Origin of the sequence: Bradyrhizobium sp. CCBAU 51753 (assembly GCF_015291565.1) — a bacterium.
GTDB lineage: Bacteria > Pseudomonadota > Alphaproteobacteria > Rhizobiales > Xanthobacteraceae > Bradyrhizobium > Bradyrhizobium ivorense.
This window is the reverse complement of sequence record NZ_CP030037.1, coordinates 9,063,032-9,077,003: the sequence shown is the minus strand read 5'-3', so window position 1 is coordinate 9,077,003 and position 13,972 is coordinate 9,063,032. Positions and strand designations below refer to the sequence as shown.

The window sequence follows — 13,972 nt, the reverse complement described above, 5'->3', positions numbered from 1 at the left end:
GCCGTAAGCTTCAGGCGCGTTACTCCCAAGCCATTGAGCCCGTTGCCGATGGCGGGCCGTCTTCGATGGCTTACATGGGCGGCCGGCGCTGATCGAGCACCCGCCAGACGCTTGCAAGCACGCATGCCCGTACCGCGAATGCAACAGCAGTTACCACCTCCAAAACCGACAACGCGGCCGCCGTGGATCTATTTCGAGCTGAGAAGATCGCCACTGTTCCGGACCGGTCTCATCATGACTGCCGCTTTTGCGGATCACGGCTCACCCTCGTCAGAACGATCATGGAATCTGAAAGCGGAGTTGTCATTCATATGTTTGAATGCGAGTCGTGCGAAGACCGCAGTTGGACCGAATAAGGCAATCGTGCAATTCGCGCGCTCGACCAGTGGTTCCCGGCACGGCCGCTTCTGCGCGCACGACTGAGGCGCATCATAGGGACCGTCTGTCGAAGCGCCCGGACCAAGGCGCAGCACACATGCAGTCGCGCCCGCTCTGTCGTATAATGGCGCGCGTGGGGGCTGCTGCCTTGGAAGGGAGGTCCTCCATGAAGGTCAAGGACATGATGCATAAGGGCGTCGATTGGGTCAGCCCCGACACCCCAATCACTGAAATCGCAAAATTGATGCAAGGGCGCGACATCGGCTGCATTCCGATCGGGCAGAACGATCGCCTGATCGGGATGGTGACGGATCGCGACCTCGTCTGCAAAGGTCTTGCGAGCAAGGACTTCAACTCTGCGCGGACCACGGCGCGGGATGTGATGACCGAAGGCATCCACTGCTGCCGGGAAGACGACGACCTGGCAAAAGCGGTGCATCACATGGAAACGCTGCAGGTCCGCCGGCTGCCGGTGATCAACAAGAGCAAGCGGATGGTCGGCATGATCAGCCTCGGGGATGTCGGCCAGTTTGCCGGTGCTGATCTCGTGTCCCAATGCGTGAAGAGCGTGTCGGCGCATCACCATTGAAGCGAGGCCGGTCTGCCGGACCCCGGCAGATCGGCCAGCACCTGGTCGGGCAACAGGCCGGGGCAGAGCAACGACGTGGCGCACCACGGCCGAGGAAGATGGGCGCTGTTGTTTTGCCGTGGCGCTATGAGAGATCGAACGTGCGCGAGATGCAAGTCTGCGTTCGGTCAAAAGCTCTCGCGGCAACAGCGGCGGCGATATCGTATCTCGTCTGTGTCCTGTTCAGCCGCAGCCCGTCGATGCGATCGGTTCGTCGAAGTTCCGTTCATCAGGACTGGCGTTGCTAGCGGTTCTGCCAGGTCCGGTTACGGCTTGTCGTTGGCGTCTTCGCTTTCCGAAAGTACGCTATAGCGTGCCAGATCGGGGTCACCATCCATGTAGAGCCCGATGAATCCCCGGTAGCCGAAGTCGTCGCGGAGCAGCACCAGCAATCGATCCAAATCCTTATAGGTACGATCTTCCTTGTCGCCCCAGGTTCGCAGCGGCAGGAATTCGCGTCGCCAGCTCGGCCGAACATAGGCCAGGTGCTCGGCCATACCCTCAATCGTCTTGGTGATGATGAGGACATTGCGCAGGTGCCCGCCGCTTTGCAGCTCCTGCCTGATTTCGCCTTCCTGTAACCCTTTCGCCAAGGGTTGCTCCCGCAAGTTGATCGCCCAAAGGCGAAGACCACAAACGGGGCAGACTTCCTTGCACCTGCCAACCCGCAGTCGCTTCCCGACACGTGGCCCGGAAGATTCGGAGCGAGTCGAACTGCTCCATCGCGAAGGCTGCCTCCGACTCTGTGTCTACCAGCGAAAGGGGTTATCTTGCGAGCCGGCAATCAGGTATCGGCGTGCTTTCGCCGTCGGGCGCATGGCGACCGGAAAAAAGTAATGCAATAACAGTTATGTAAATCGATATGTCGATCGCATCGATTGGCGCTTGCCGAAACGCGTCATGGCCATCGAGCGCTCATACGACCTTGAGGAGGGCGCCGTTTCGCCGCCCGATGTGCTCTCTCCTAGGCGCCTTCGCTGCCCGGCTCTTGCAGGTGGCGGTAGGCGGCCGGCACGTTGACGGAATTGTGGGCCCAATCGAACAGGCTGTACTCAGCGTAGTCAGCCATGGCGACCGCTTCGAGCGTGGCTTCGACCGATCGACCCTGTTCGATCGCCGTGCGCACGGCGCTGTCGAGCTCGCGCAGATAGCGCAGCGGGAATTCGATGTCCGCGGGACGCATCGGCCGGCCGTGGCCGGGAATGATGGTTGCGTCGTCCGGCAGGAAGTCGCGCACGCGGGCGAGGGTCGTCATCGTCTCCCTATGCCGCCCTTCAAGAAGCCACGGGAGCGCCGGAGACGGCGCCTGGATCATGTTGCCGACCCAAAGCACCTTCGCATCCGGGGCCCAGATGACCAGGTCGCCCGGCGTCTGTGCGAAGCCAAAGTGACGGACTTCGACGATGCGACTGCCGAGATCGATGCCGATCATGTCGGGGACGGTAATGTCGGCGGCGCGTGCCTGCACGCGCTCGATGCCTTTGCCTTTGCCCATGAGGCCGATCATGAAGCGGCGATCGTCCTCAAAATTCTCTTCCATGTAGCGCTTGGTGGCCGGATGCTGGATCACGACGGTGCTGTCCGGGAACAGGTAATTCCCGTAGGCGTGGTCGCCGTGATAGCTGGTGTTGACGAGAAAGCGGATCGGCTTCGGCGTCACTTGGCGTACGAGCCCGATTAGCTGTGCGGCGAGATCGCCGTTCAGCATCGATTCGACGACGAGTACGCTGTGCTCGCCGATCACGAAGCCGGCTGTGGTGGCGACATGGTCTTTCGTGAACACATCATCGGGCATGACCGCGAACACGCCGGGAGCCAGCTCCTTCGAGGTGAGGTTTACGCGTGCTGCATCCCAAGGCGGCGTGGCTTCCTGCTCATCCTCTTGCGTCATCGGATCGGCCTCCGGTTTGAACGATGCCAGGCACAGCACGCAGCGGACGCCGCTACATCGCTGCTGCGCGGGCGGCCTGTTCGATCGCGTTGGCCACGACGTCCGGGTTAGAGACGGTGACGGCATGCGAAGCGTTGACCTCGATGACCGTGGAGTGGGCGCGATCGGCCTCGAACTTGTATTCGTCGACCGGAATGGCCCGATCCTGCAAAGGCCTGACTTGCCAACTCGGCTTGCTCGTCCATGCCGCGGATGTCATCGGCTCGGTCAGGGCCGCCAAGTTCATGTGGCGCTGGCCAGCGAGCATCAGCGCGGCCACGCTGGCGGGCAAATCGGCGGCGACGTTGCTGTGGAACTTGGCGGGCTGGTAGAGGAGATAGGTGCCGCTGCTCCCGTCGGGCAGGGTGTAGGTGGTCGGCTCGACGGATGTGGGGAATGTGCTGCCGGGGAATCGTTCGAGCAGATGGGTTGCAGCCTCCCCGACCGCGGGCATGATGGAGGCCGCGTAGACGAGGCCCTTCACCTTGGGGTCGTCACCGGCCTGCGTGATAACGGCGCCGCCGTAGGAGTGGGCCGCCAGGATCACGGGCCCCTGGATCTTGTCCAACAGGCTGCGCAGATACGCGGTGTCGACTGCCGGGCCGAGCAGCGGGTTGCCGAAGGCGACGACCGGGTAGCCGTCGCGCTGCAGCCGCTCAATCACGCCATTCCAAATCGACGCGTCTTCGAAGGCCCCGTGCACAAGGACGATCGTGGGCTTGGGCGATTCCTGGTTCATCGTGAGTCCTTTTCAGGAGAATTATGGGGGGCGGCGTCGCTGAAGTGCTCGTCAAGTCGGGCCGCCTGAGCTCTGATCTCGGGCGCCCTATTTCTGGGCGATGACGTGAAGCCGGTGCACTTTGGGCGCTTCGGAAAAAAGTTCGTCCGCCCGTCCGAACAGCGCCTTTGCAAGCTCGCCGTTCAGATGTGCGTCACGTCCGATTTCGTCGGCGAAAGTGTCGATGATGCCGTACAGCCCCGGCTCTTCTTCCTTGACTGCATACCAGCCCACGATGCCGGCCTCAGCCCTTGCCATCACGGCGCCGTGCTTCAGGAAAGCTTCGACCTCCGCTTCCTTGCCCCGCCTGGCTTTCAACTCAACGAAGAAGGCGAACTTGGCCATGCCGATGATCCTTTCGGTTGCGTCCAACGACCGGGCGCTGTCTTCCAACGCGTGTCGTATATCCGGTATGTATATTTGTACTTTTGTAAAAACACTTTCAACCTCAAGCGGGGTGGTGTCGCGCCGCGATCAGGAAATCGCGGGAAATTTGCGAAAAACACCGCAAAGAATCGAAAGTTGGCAATGAGAAATAGGTCCGTGTATGGAACGGTATGAACAATCACCTTCCCTATATCTTTTGTCTTTTTACAAAATCACTGGATAGATTGCCTCACGATTGGGTTCCCCGCCGCCCCTGCGCGAGCGTGCGGCGGGATCAGCGCTGCCGAACGATGAATGAGGAGGTCGTCGCGATGGCATGGCCAACCTCGGCCTAGGATATGATCGGATCCTTGCTCTCGCGAGGTGGGATTGTCGGATGGGGCGACGACAGCTCCTCGATGGCCGCTCGAAGCTGGGCTGCAGCCTCCGCGTGCTCGGGCCCATCAAGCAGGCTCAATGCTTGCCGCATCAGCGACAACGCCACCGAGGCATCGGAAATCGCGTCCGTCATGATCGTTCCTTCCGATGCGTGCAAAGCGGTGGCTCTCGCTATCGATGTCGCGAGACGCGTTCACATCGTCAGTTCGGTGTCCTTAATGTCGGCGATGGGGCCGAGGATCGCAGGGTCAAACTCATCCAGGGCGTGGCGGTCCAACAGGCGCCTGGGCAGGTCGGGATTCGCCAGGGCGCCGCGACCGATCGTGACGACATCGGCGCCGTCGCCGAGCGCCGCCACCGTCCGCTCGATGTTGTGCAGGCTGCCATTGGCGAAGATCGCCGCCTTGGGGGCGTAGCGCTTGGCAAGACGCATCAATGACGGGCCGTGCTCGGCGAAAGCGGGCTTCCATGCCTCGAACTCGGTCACGTGGATGAAGTCGGCGCCGGCATCGCCGAGGCTGCCGAAGATGATTTCGGCATCGCGCTCGGCGCCCGCCCATTTATGGTGATAGTCGTTCACCTTGCCTTGCGAGATGCGGACGCCGACCGGCACCGCGTTCCCGACCTTGGCGCGCACCGCCTTGAAGGCCTCCACGATCAACCGCACGCGGTTCTCCGTGGTGCCGCCCCAGCGATCGGTTCTGTCGTTGGCGTAGTCGGTCAGGAACTGGTCGAGCAGGTAGCCATTGGCGCCGTGAATCTCGATGGCGTCGAATCCGGCAACGTGTATTGCGCGCGCAGCCGAGCCGGCGAACCCGGCGATGGCGTCGGCGATTTGCTCTTCTGTGATGGCTGCCGGCACCACGTAGCGGTCCTTGCCGTGATAGAACGTCATCTGATTGCCCTTAGGCCGAATTGCAGATGGTCCGACCGTGCTGTCGCGAAAGCGATTGCCCTGACTGATCGCTCCGGCATGCATCATCTGGGCTATCGCGATCGCGCCGTGCGCTTTGATGCCGTTGACGACCGGCTTCCAGGCCTTGGCCTGCGCTTCGTCGGTCATGCCGGGTTGATGGATGTAGCCCTGCGAGAACGCCTGGTCGGTGTAGATGCCTTCGGTGATGACCGTGCCGAACCCGCCGCGCGCGAACCGTTCATAGTACCGCGTCATGGTTTCGGTGGCGCGGCCATCCGCGGTTGCCGTGATGCGCGTCATCGGCGCAACCGCGAGGCGGTTCTTCACGATGCGGCCGTTTATATCGAGCGGCGCGAAAAGCCCTTTTGTGTCGCTGTTCATGATCTTGGTCTCCCGAGGCGCGAGATGAGGCGCCTTTCCCGGCGGGAGCAGCCTCCGCTCCCTTGCTGGAGCTCGACTTAGGGCTCGCCGCGCGCTGGCAGAAGTCCGCCTAGGAGATAAGCACTTTATCGTTTATCGTTATAAAATGAATTTCGCGGATGTCGCCCTGTTTCGCAGCATTGTTGCCGCCGGCAGCCTGTCGGCCGCGGCGCGGCAGATGGGGACCACGCCGATGCTGGTCAGCCGGAGGCTCGCGGCGCTCGAAGCCGAGCTGGGCGCGCGCCTGTTTCATCGTACGACGCGCTCGCTCTCGCTAACGCCCGAGGGAGAGGCCTTCCTGCCTCACGCCGGCGCGCTGATCGCGGCGCGCGATTCGGCATTCGAGTCGGTGTCCTCCGCCGGCTCGGGTCTCTCGGGCCTGCTCAAGGTCACGGCGCCGAACGTCATCGGTCACGCCGTCATCGTGCCGGTCGTGGCCGATCTGATCGCGGACAATCCGGCGCTTCGGGTCGATCTTGTCCTCAGCGATGATCGCGCCGACATCGCTGCGCTGGGGCTTGACGTTGCCGTCCGCGTGGCGCCGATGAAGCCTTCCGACCTGATCGCAACGCGGCTCGCCGATAATCCTTATGTCGTCTGCGCCTCGCCGGCCTACATCGCTCGCTTCGGAGAGCCGGCGACGCTGAGCGACCTGGTGAGCCACCCTTGCATCAAGCTTCACGCGATGGAGACCTGGCCGTTTGTGCGCGGAGGCGAACCGGAGCTGATCCGGATCGCGGGTCCGCTGTCGGCCAGCACCGTCGATGCGGTTCGGGCCGCCTGCATGGCGGGCGTGGGCGTCGCCATGATGACCTATTGGGATGTTTACCGGCAGCTCGAGCGCGGCGAGTTGAAGCGCATCGCCCTGGCGGACGCCGAGCCGGTCGAACTCGGGATCTGGGCGGTGTTCCTGACCCGCGCGCACATGCCGATCCGGGTAAGAGCGTTCATCGACGCTCTGCGAAAGCGGCTGCTCGCCGGCGCCGTGGCCTGAGCGGCGCGTGCTGGACAAGAAGGCTGCAGCCGTGGCTCTATGTCGAGCCGAGAAGATCGCCACTGTTCCGGGCCGATTACATTATGACTGCCGCTTTTGCGGGTCACGGCGCGGGATGTGATGACCGAAGGCATCCACTGCTGCCGGGAAGACGACGACCTGGCGAAAGCGGTGCGTCACATGGAAACGCTCCAGATCCGCCGGCTGCCTGTGATCAACAAGAGCAAGCGGCTGGTCGGCATGATCAGCCTCGGTGATGTCGGCCAGTTTGATGGGCACTATTGCTTCGCCGTGGCGCTATGATGTGGTGACCGCCCAAGCGATCCTGCCGGATAACCGGCGACGGACTGCGATCTTGCGCTACGCCTCATGGCAGCTGCCCTCCCGTTTCGCGGCTGGTTCGGTTAACCCTTCGATAGCGGCCTTAGAGGCTGCCGTTGCGTGCGGGGCGAGGACAGCATCTTCATTTCCCGTCAGATGAGCCGCTATTCGGTCAGCAATTCATCGATGCCGAGTGGCGCGCCTGCCGAAGCAAACCACTCTTTGCGCGCGGCGGCCCTGCGGCGCGCGCGCTCGCTGATCGGCAGGTTCAAGAGCCCGACGAGCTTGCCAATCTCCCGTTGAGCCAATTGGTGCGACCGACCGGTAGCGGCGCCGAGTGCTGCTTCGTCCAGCGCATCGAGGGCGGTCAGACCCGCCGGGAAAAACTGGCGATACACGATTCGCTCAGCACAGCCTTCGATGTCCCTGAGGCCCAGCCTGATGCCCAGCTCGGCAACGCTGCCACGTACCAGTCCGCCCCGCGCCGAGCGATTGCGGATGACGACCCAATCGGTACCGCCTTGGTCAAACACCCGCCGATGCCTGCGGGCCTCGCACACCATTTCCGCGTAGTGACCGGTTCCCGTCACCTCATGCGTGATGGGATCGATCGAGGCCAGCGTGCCGAGGTCAAGAAAACTGTCGGCGACCGGTGTCAGCACCGTGTCGGCCACCAGATGCGCAAGGCGCATCAGATAGGTGTCGGTCGAAGGCGTGTCGATCACCAGGAAGTCGACGAACTTCCTGACGTCGCAAACGATATCCTCGAAGGCAGCCAATTCCTCGGCTTCGTTGTCCTCCAGCTTCGCGCCGTCGGCGCGCGGAACGCAGCCATGCAGCGGTAGTTCGAGTTCGATCCGCCGATGGTTCGCCCAAATGCGCCGATTTTCAATGTATCGCGTCAGGCCTCTCTGATTGCTGTCGAGATCAATGGTCCCGACCCGATGGCCCCCCTTCAGGAGTGCGATGGCCAAATGCATGGCAAGCGTGGTCTTCCCGGAGCCGCCTTTCTCATTACCGATGACGACGACGTACGGCGATCCTGCCCCTGCGATATCTGTCGCGTGCAGCATCGCAAGCCTTGCAAACAAGAGTTTCTATCAGAAAACCAATGCAATGCACCGCGCCCGGTTCCTGGCCGACATTTGTCGCCGATGTGCGCGGGCAAGCCACGCCTCCCCGTCCGTTGCGAGGTTGGCTTGAGCAGTTCCATTGCCAACGAGGGATAAACGAGGCGGCGCTTGGCGGCGATTGCGTATTCCGAAGTGGCGCACCCGACACGATTCGAACGTGTGACCTTTGCCTTCGGAGGGCAACGCTCTATCCAGCTGAGCTACGGGTGCGTGCAGGGCATCATTTAGCTGATTGGCTCATGAACGGCAACGGCGTTGTCCGGCCGGTTGCAGGCGCTAGACTGGCTGCGCCAATATGGACGGTCTGACGGAAAAGGCCGCGTTTCGAGGGAGTTTGCCGATGCGTCCGCTGGAATTCGGCTGGTATCTGCCCACGCATGGCGACACCACGGCCTATGGGCTGATGGAGGCGCAGGTCGCGGGCTCGCCGGAACTCTGCGAACGCGTGGTCAAGGCGGCCGAGGCGGCCGCCTTCGATTACCTGCTGATCCCGGTCGGCTCGGTGTGCTGGGAGGCCTGGATCACCGGCGCGTTCATGGCGGCGCGCTCGGGGCGGATCAAGCCGCTGATCGCGGCGCGGCCCGGCTACATCAACCCGGTGCTGCTGGCCAAGATGATCTCGACTTTCGACCAGATGTCGGATGGCCGCATCTGCATCAATCTGATCGCCGGCCAGAACGAGAGCGAGGTCGAGGCCGAAGGCGTGCGCTATGCCAAGGAAGAGCGCTACGCGCTGATGGAGGAGGAGGTCTCGATCCTCAAGGCGCTGTGGACCACGCGCGGCCCGGTGCATTTCCAGGGAAAATTTCACACCATCTCCGGCGCGCATATCCGGCCGCGGCCGCTGCAGCAGCCCTATCCGAAATTCTATCTCGGCGGCGGCTCGCGGCAGGCCTGGGAATTGTCGGCGAAACATTCCGACGTGCACTTGTTTTGGGGCGATCTGCCGGAGCGCATCGCGCAAAACATCGCCGAGATCAGGCAGCTGGCACGCGCCCACGACCGCGCGGACGCGATCGGCTTCGGCATGCGGCTGCAGGTGATCTGCCGCGAGAACGAGGCGGACGCCTGGGAGGCGGCGGAGCAATTGGTGCGCCACGCCACCGAGCGGCAGAAGCAGGAGATGAAGACGCTCTATACCCGCTCGGAAGCCAATCAGCGCGTCCAGCAGCTGGCGCGCGACTATGGCGACTTGCTGATGCCGCATCTGTGGACCGGGATCACCAGAGTGCGGCCCGGCGCCGGCATCGCGGTGGTCGGCAATCCCGAACAATGCGCCGATACGCTGCAGCAGTTCATCGACTCCGGCTGCCACTCGTTCTGCCTGTCCGGCTATCTGCATGACGAGGAGGCCGAGCGGTTCGGCCGGCTGATCCGCCCGATCCTCGCCGCGAACAATCGCGGCCGGGTGGTGGCCTAGGGGGTTGAACCATGCACTATCGCACCTTGCTTGCGGCGCTGCTGCTGGTCGCGATGGCCGCCCATGCGCCGGTCGCGTCGGCAGCCGACGCCCAGGCCGAGCGTAATCGCAAGCCGGTCAAGGAAATCGCACCGGCGCGCATTGCGGTCGGCGCGGCGACATTCCCGGTTTATCTCTCCACCGACTGGTCCAATCCGCTGCCCGAGATCACCCGCGCCGTGCTCGTCCTGCACGGCGTGCTGCGCAATGCCGACGATTATTTTCGCGCGGCGCTGAGCGCGCAGGCCGCGGCCGGCGACGCCGGCAAGACGACACTGATGATCGCGCCGCAGTTCCTGATCGAGCCTGACGTCGATGCGTTCAAGCTGCCGGCCGACACGCTGCGCTGGAGCCTCTATGGCTGGCAGGGCGGCGAGCCGGCGCTCGCGCCTGAAACCGCCAGCTCGTTCGATGCGCTCGACGCCATCTTGGCCAGGCTCGGCGACAAAAAGCTGTTTCCGAATCTGAAACAGGTCGTGGTGTTCGGCCATTCCGGCGGCGGCCAGGTGGTGCAGCGCTATGCGATCGCGACCAAGGGCGATCGGGCGCTGATCGGCGAGGGCATCGGCGTGCGCTTCGTGGTCGCCAATCCGTCGTCCTACACCTATTTCACCGGGCAGCGGCCGATGCCGGAGATCGCGGCCAATTGCCATGGCTACAACCGCTGGAAGTTCGGCATGGACGACCGTCCGCCCTATCTCGCGGCGCCGTCAGCCGCCGAACTGGAGCAGGCCTATGTCGCGCGCCGCGTGATCTATCTGCTCGGCACGCTCGACACCGATCCCAATCATCCCGCGCTCGACAAATCCTGCATGGCGGAAGCCGAAGGGCCGTATCGCTACGCCCGCGGCCACGCCTATGTCGCAGCGATGCAGGCCCGCGACAGCGGCACGCCGAACCACAGCGTGTGGGATGTGCCCGGCGTCGGCCACGAGGGCAGCAAGATGCTCAACTCGCCCTGCGGCCTGACTGCGGTGTTCGACATCCCCGGCTGCGCGGCGGCGGACTGAGCCCGCGCGCGCAAGGATGTGATCCGTTTCTGCTGGCGGGCGCCATCGAGACCGCGCATGATGGGGAACACGTGGACGCGACACAGCCCCGATGGAGGTCATCGTGAAGACATCTTTGCTCGCGTGTCTGACCGCAGTTGCATTGCTTGGCTTTAACCCGGCCCACGCCGCAGACGGATGCGGCGTCGGTTGCCACGCCACTGTTGCGGGCGCGTGTGTGATTGATGGCTGGGGAACGCCCGGCCTGCGCGTGAGGAACCAATGCCCCGCTACCACGCGCCCGCGTCCGCCCTGCGGCGGTGGCGGATTCGTCTGGCGGCGCGATTGGCAGGCCTGCGCCCAGACGACGAAGGACTGGCTCTAGAGCATGATCCGGACCGGTACGGCCGCGTTAGCGCAAAGTGCGAAGCGGTTTTCCCTCGCGACAAACGCGAAGCGTTTGCGCGGAGATCATGCTCAAATAAAGAGCTAAAGCGCGATGATGATTCAACCTCATCTCATCGCGCTTTAGTTTTTACGCCGGCACGATCGCCTTGCCGATCGGCCACAGCGCGATGCCGGCGAGCTTCAGATGCGCCCAGGCGAACGGGATGCCGATGATCGTCACCGCGTACCCGATCGCGAGCACGACGTGGCCGATCGCGAGCCACCAGCCGGCCAAAATGAACCAGATCAAATTGCCGATCAGGCCGAGCGCGCCGGTGCCGAGGTCGCTCTGGCCGGTCAACTCGTCGCGGCGCACCGCGCGCGAGCCGAACGGCAACAGCGAATAGACGGCGATGTTGAAGGCGGCGCGCGCCCAGGGCAGGCCGATGATAGTGATCGCCATGATCACGGCGGCGATCAGCCAGCCGGCCGCCATCAATGCGCCGCCGAACAGAATCCAGAGGACGTTGAGGAGGATAGAGACAGGCTGCATGGCCGACACCTTCGCTGCCGCGGGAACCACGCTTTATATAGGCGGACGGCCGGAGCGGCGGTAGGTGCGCGATGGCCAAGCCGGCGCAACGCGCAGCTCTCCAGCTTCGCGGGCGAGGGGCGCAGCTTTTCGGAATAATAAAAGATTACCGCTGAGTTGCCCGACGTGTCAAGCGGCCATGTCGAACGTGGGCAGCCAGCGGCTACTTTGCATGGGGTTGTTTTTCGGCATTTTGAGAGTCCCTGCCGAAAGAGCGGGGAACAAGCGCCAGGCAGCCCTCTCTTCTCCCTCTCCCCGTTCTTACGGGGAGAGGGTTGGGGTGAGGGGCCTCCATCCGGCGAACAATCCGCCGTTTGGTGAGCAGCATGCCTTGCCCCTCACCCGGATCGCATGTCATGCGATCCGACCTCTCCCCGCAGAGCGCGGGGAGAGGTGAAGACCTCCGCTGCTCGAAGTGCCCTAGCGCCGAAAGCCACTGGCGCGGGAATAGCTCTGGCGGTTTTCCTGGGCCGGACGGGCGGCGAGGCTGGCGCGGGTCTCGCTGGCGACCGGCGTCGCGGGCTTCAGATCCTCAAGGAAGATCGGCTTGGCGAAGTAATAGCCCTGCGCAAAGCGGATCTTGGTCGCCGCCTGCAAATAGGTCAGTTCCTCGTAGGATTCGATGCCCTCGGCGATCACGGTCATGCCGAGCGCCTCGCTCAGCGACTCGATCGCGCGCAAGATGCCCTGGCTGCGCGGCCGCTTGTGGATGTCGGTGATGAAGGAGCGGTCGATCTTGATCTCGTCGGCGGTGATGTCGGCGAGCGCCGACAGCGACGAATAGCCGATGCCGAAATCGTCGATCGAGATGCCGACGCCGATGTCGCGCAGGATCGGCAGAATCTCGTCCTGGAAATGCGACTTGGTGATGAACGCGTCCTCGGTCACCTCGATCATGAAGCGCCGGGCGTAGCCGGTGTGCTCGAGCGCGCGGGCGAAGGTGCGCATGAATTCGGAATTGGCGGCCTGCTTGGCGGCGACGTTGATGCTGATGGTGGCGTTGGGGCCGAACGTGTCGTTGATCAGGTCGATCGACTTGACGATCTCGGCCAGCACCAGCAGCGTCAGCTCATCGATCAGCCCGAGCTCGACGGCGAGGTCGATGAAGGTGCCGGGCGCCTGGATCACGCCCTCGTCGTCGCGCAGCCGCACCAGCGCCTCGATGCCCTTGACCTCTTGGGTGCGGATGTCGACCTTGGGCTGGAACGCGCAGCAGAACCGCTTTTCCAGGATCGCCAGCCGCAGCGACTGCTCGATCTTCATCCGCGCCAGCGCCTCGCGCTCCATGCTGGCGTCGAAGAACGCGGCCGAGCCCTTGCCGTTGTTCTTGACCCGGTACATCGCGATGTCGGCGTTCTGCCGCAGCGCCTCGTAGCTCCGGCCGTGCAGCGGATAGAGGCTGACGCCGATCGAGGTCGAGGCGAAGATCTCGGATTGATCGATGAAGAACGGCGCCTTCAGCCGCTCCTGCATGACATGGATGAACTCGGCGACCTCGCGATCGCTGCTGATCGGGTTCAACAGCAGCAGGAACTCGTCGCCGGAGATCCGCGACAGGATATCGGTGCCGCGCAAGGCGTGGCCGAGCCGCTTGGACAATTCCACCAGCAGCGCGTCGCCGATCACGTGGCCGTAATAGTCGTTGATATGCTTGAAATTGTCGACGTCGAGGAAGGCGAGCGCGAAATGGCCCTGCTGCTCGTTGCGGATCAGGCCGTTGACGCGATGCTCGATCACCCGGCGCGTCGGCAGGCCGGTCAGCTCGTCGTAATAGGCGGAGCGGAACAGCTGGTCCTCGAACGCCTTCTGCTCGCTGATGTCGGTCGAGGCCGAGATCAGGAGGCTGCGTCCGGCGATCTGCACCGGGCGGTGCGAGGTGAGGAACACGTGCCTGACGGCACCGCAGGTCAGCGTCTCCTCGAGCACCACGGGGCGGCCGCTGCGCAGCGTTTCGAGATTGGCGGCGTGGCGTTCGTCGGCCGGCGCCGTCGGCCGGCTGGCACCGGCGGCGAGCTGCAATTGCGCCGCGGCCGCTTCGTTGACCAGAATGAATTCGCCGCGCTCGTCCTGCACCGTGACCCCGGCGGGCAGCAGCTGCAGAAGATCACGCAGGATGCGCAATTCTTGCCCGGTTTCCCGGCCGGAATCCTGGCTGAATTCTTGGCTGGAGTCTTGGCGGGAATTATTGTCATGGCCGGTCGTTGACGTGCCGGACTGAAAATCGTGTCTAATGAACTCATGCATGCGCGGACCTTGGCAAAGTCCGTTGTAGTTTTGGTTAA

General features: G+C 63.5%; 15 protein-coding genes, 1 tRNA gene and 1 pseudogene. 7 read left to right on the top strand and 10 right to left on the bottom strand.

Annotation, left to right across the window (positions count from 1 at the left end; all coding sequences use genetic code 11):
* Nucleotides 1–544: 544 nt before the first annotated feature.
* The gene (locus tag XH93_RS41620) at nucleotides 545–967 is read left to right on the top strand and encodes a CBS domain-containing protein (protein ID WP_172627224.1); all 423 of its coding nucleotides are present in this window, start codon (nucleotides 545–547) and stop codon (nucleotides 965–967) included.
* A 305-nt stretch (nucleotides 968–1,272) separates the two neighbouring features.
* On the opposite strand, the gene XH93_RS41615 is transcribed toward XH93_RS41620, so the two are convergent.
* From XH93_RS41615 to XH93_RS41600, 4 genes are all read right to left on the bottom strand, one after another.
* Nucleotides 1,273–1,599 (bottom strand): hypothetical protein, encoded by a 327-nt coding sequence (locus XH93_RS41615; protein ID WP_194471888.1) that lies wholly within the window; start codon nucleotides 1,597–1,599, stop codon nucleotides 1,273–1,275.
* Between the two features lie 371 nt (nucleotides 1,600–1,970).
* Nucleotides 1,971–2,897 carry an MBL fold metallo-hydrolase gene (locus XH93_RS41610; RefSeq protein ID WP_139864997.1) on the bottom strand — a complete coding sequence of 309 codons (927 nt, stop codon included), beginning with the start codon at nucleotides 2,895–2,897 and terminating at the stop codon, nucleotides 1,971–1,973.
* Between the two features lie 52 nt (nucleotides 2,898–2,949).
* Nucleotides 2,950–3,675 carry an alpha/beta fold hydrolase gene (locus XH93_RS41605; protein ID WP_194471887.1) on the bottom strand — a complete coding sequence of 242 codons (726 nt, stop codon included), beginning with the start codon at nucleotides 3,673–3,675 and terminating at the stop codon, nucleotides 2,950–2,952.
* Nucleotides 3,676–3,762: 87 nt separating this feature from the next.
* Entirely contained in the window at nucleotides 3,763–4,059 is a 297-nt protein-coding gene (locus tag XH93_RS41600) for a putative quinol monooxygenase (RefSeq protein WP_194471886.1), read from the bottom strand.
* Here XH93_RS41600 and XH93_RS41595 point away from each other — a divergent pair.
* On the top strand, nucleotides 4,058–4,246 hold the full coding sequence (locus XH93_RS41595) for a hypothetical protein (RefSeq protein ID WP_194471885.1): 189 nt from the start codon (nucleotides 4,058–4,060) through the stop codon (nucleotides 4,244–4,246). The genes XH93_RS41600 and XH93_RS41595 overlap by 2 nt on opposite strands.
* A gap of 186 nt (nucleotides 4,247–4,432) precedes the next feature.
* On the opposite strand, the gene XH93_RS41590 is transcribed toward XH93_RS41595, so the two are convergent.
* Both XH93_RS41590 and XH93_RS41585 read right to left on the bottom strand, forming a co-directional pair.
* Nucleotides 4,433–4,612, bottom strand: coding sequence for a hypothetical protein (locus XH93_RS41590; protein WP_194471884.1), 180 nt, complete (start codon nucleotides 4,610–4,612; stop codon nucleotides 4,433–4,435).
* A 60-nt stretch (nucleotides 4,613–4,672) separates the two neighbouring features.
* The gene (locus tag XH93_RS41585; protein ID WP_194471883.1) at nucleotides 4,673–5,776 is read right to left on the bottom strand and encodes an NADH:flavin oxidoreductase; all 1,104 of its coding nucleotides are present in this window, start codon (nucleotides 5,774–5,776) and stop codon (nucleotides 4,673–4,675) included.
* A 145-nt stretch (nucleotides 5,777–5,921) separates the two neighbouring features.
* Here XH93_RS41585 and XH93_RS41580 point away from each other — a divergent pair, with 145 nt between their 5' ends.
* Together XH93_RS41580 and XH93_RS41575 are read left to right on the top strand one after the other, a co-directional pair.
* Nucleotides 5,922–6,809 (top strand): LysR family transcriptional regulator, encoded by an 888-nt coding sequence (locus XH93_RS41580; protein ID WP_194471882.1) that lies wholly within the window; start codon nucleotides 5,922–5,924, stop codon nucleotides 6,807–6,809.
* Between the two features lie 99 nt (nucleotides 6,810–6,908).
* Nucleotides 6,909–7,112 (top strand): annotated as a pseudogene (locus tag XH93_RS41575) (CBS domain-containing protein); the annotation flags it as partial.
* Between the two features lie 182 nt (nucleotides 7,113–7,294).
* Here XH93_RS41575 and XH93_RS41570 read toward each other — a convergent pair.
* Both XH93_RS41570 and XH93_RS41565 read right to left on the bottom strand, forming a co-directional pair.
* Nucleotides 7,295–8,203 carry a division plane positioning ATPase MipZ gene (locus tag XH93_RS41570; RefSeq protein ID WP_194471881.1) on the bottom strand — a complete coding sequence of 303 codons (909 nt, stop codon included), beginning with the start codon at nucleotides 8,201–8,203 and terminating at the stop codon, nucleotides 7,295–7,297.
* Between the two features lie 193 nt (nucleotides 8,204–8,396).
* Nucleotides 8,397–8,473: transfer RNA gene (locus tag XH93_RS41565), tRNA-Arg, on the bottom strand.
* A gap of 130 nt (nucleotides 8,474–8,603) precedes the next feature.
* Here XH93_RS41565 and XH93_RS41560 point away from each other — a divergent pair.
* The 3 genes from XH93_RS41560 (at nucleotide 8,604) to XH93_RS43230 (ending at nucleotide 11,096) form a co-directional block, all read left to right on the top strand.
* The gene (locus XH93_RS41560; protein WP_194471880.1) at nucleotides 8,604–9,683 is read left to right on the top strand and encodes an LLM class flavin-dependent oxidoreductase; all 1,080 of its coding nucleotides are present in this window, start codon (nucleotides 8,604–8,606) and stop codon (nucleotides 9,681–9,683) included.
* Between the two features lie 11 nt (nucleotides 9,684–9,694).
* The gene (locus tag XH93_RS41555) at nucleotides 9,695–10,732 is read left to right on the top strand and encodes an alpha/beta fold hydrolase (protein WP_194471879.1); all 1,038 of its coding nucleotides are present in this window, start codon (nucleotides 9,695–9,697) and stop codon (nucleotides 10,730–10,732) included.
* A gap of 103 nt (nucleotides 10,733–10,835) precedes the next feature.
* Complete coding sequence (locus tag XH93_RS43230) at nucleotides 10,836–11,096, top strand: GCG_CRPN prefix-to-repeats domain-containing protein (RefSeq protein WP_371815144.1); 261 nt, start codon at nucleotides 10,836–10,838, stop codon at nucleotides 11,094–11,096.
* 150 nt (nucleotides 11,097–11,246) lie between these two features.
* Here the strand turns inward: XH93_RS43230 and XH93_RS41550 are convergent, their stop codons facing one another.
* Nucleotides 11,247–11,651 carry a YccF domain-containing protein gene (locus tag XH93_RS41550; protein WP_139487487.1) on the bottom strand — a complete coding sequence of 135 codons (405 nt, stop codon included), beginning with the start codon at nucleotides 11,649–11,651 and terminating at the stop codon, nucleotides 11,247–11,249.
* Nucleotides 11,652–12,110: 459 nt separating this feature from the next.
* Nucleotides 12,111–13,934: a bifunctional diguanylate cyclase/phosphodiesterase gene (locus tag XH93_RS41545; RefSeq protein WP_194471878.1), complete on the bottom strand. Its 1,824-nt coding sequence runs from the start codon at nucleotides 13,932–13,934 to the stop codon at nucleotides 12,111–12,113.
* Nucleotides 13,935–13,972: the final 38 nt, after the last annotated feature.

Excerpts from the sequence above, each read along its gene's own strand:
- XH93_RS41620 (WP_172627224.1), top strand. The coding sequence starts at position 545 with ATGAAGGTCAAGGACATGATGCATAAGGGCGTCGATTGGGTCAGCCCC.
- XH93_RS41610 (WP_139864997.1), bottom strand. The coding sequence starts at position 2,897 with ATGACGCAAGAGGATGAGCAGGAAGCCACGCCGCCTTGGGATGCAGCA.
- XH93_RS41605 (WP_194471887.1), bottom strand. The coding sequence starts at position 3,675 with ATGAACCAGGAATCGCCCAAGCCCACGATCGTCCTTGTGCACGGGGCC.
- XH93_RS41595 (WP_194471885.1), top strand. The coding sequence starts at position 4,058 with ATGCCGATGATCCTTTCGGTTGCGTCCAACGACCGGGCGCTGTCTTCC.
- XH93_RS41600 (WP_194471886.1), bottom strand. The coding sequence starts at position 4,059 with ATGGCCAAGTTCGCCTTCTTCGTTGAGTTGAAAGCCAGGCGGGGCAAG.
- XH93_RS41590 (WP_194471884.1), bottom strand. The coding sequence starts at position 4,612 with ATGACGGACGCGATTTCCGATGCCTCGGTGGCGTTGTCGCTGATGCGG.
- XH93_RS41585 (WP_194471883.1), bottom strand. The coding sequence starts at position 5,776 with ATGAACAGCGACACAAAAGGGCTTTTCGCGCCGCTCGATATAAACGGC.
- XH93_RS41580 (WP_194471882.1), top strand. The coding sequence starts at position 5,922 with ATGAATTTCGCGGATGTCGCCCTGTTTCGCAGCATTGTTGCCGCCGGC.
- XH93_RS41570 (WP_194471881.1), bottom strand. The coding sequence starts at position 8,203 with ATGCTGCACGCGACAGATATCGCAGGGGCAGGATCGCCGTACGTCGTC.
- XH93_RS41560 (WP_194471880.1), top strand. The coding sequence starts at position 8,604 with ATGCGTCCGCTGGAATTCGGCTGGTATCTGCCCACGCATGGCGACACC.
- XH93_RS41555 (WP_194471879.1), top strand. The coding sequence starts at position 9,695 with ATGCACTATCGCACCTTGCTTGCGGCGCTGCTGCTGGTCGCGATGGCC.
- XH93_RS41550 (WP_139487487.1), bottom strand. The coding sequence starts at position 11,651 with ATGCAGCCTGTCTCTATCCTCCTCAACGTCCTCTGGATTCTGTTCGGC.
- XH93_RS41545 (WP_194471878.1), bottom strand. The coding sequence starts at position 13,934 with ATGCATGAGTTCATTAGACACGATTTTCAGTCCGGCACGTCAACGACC.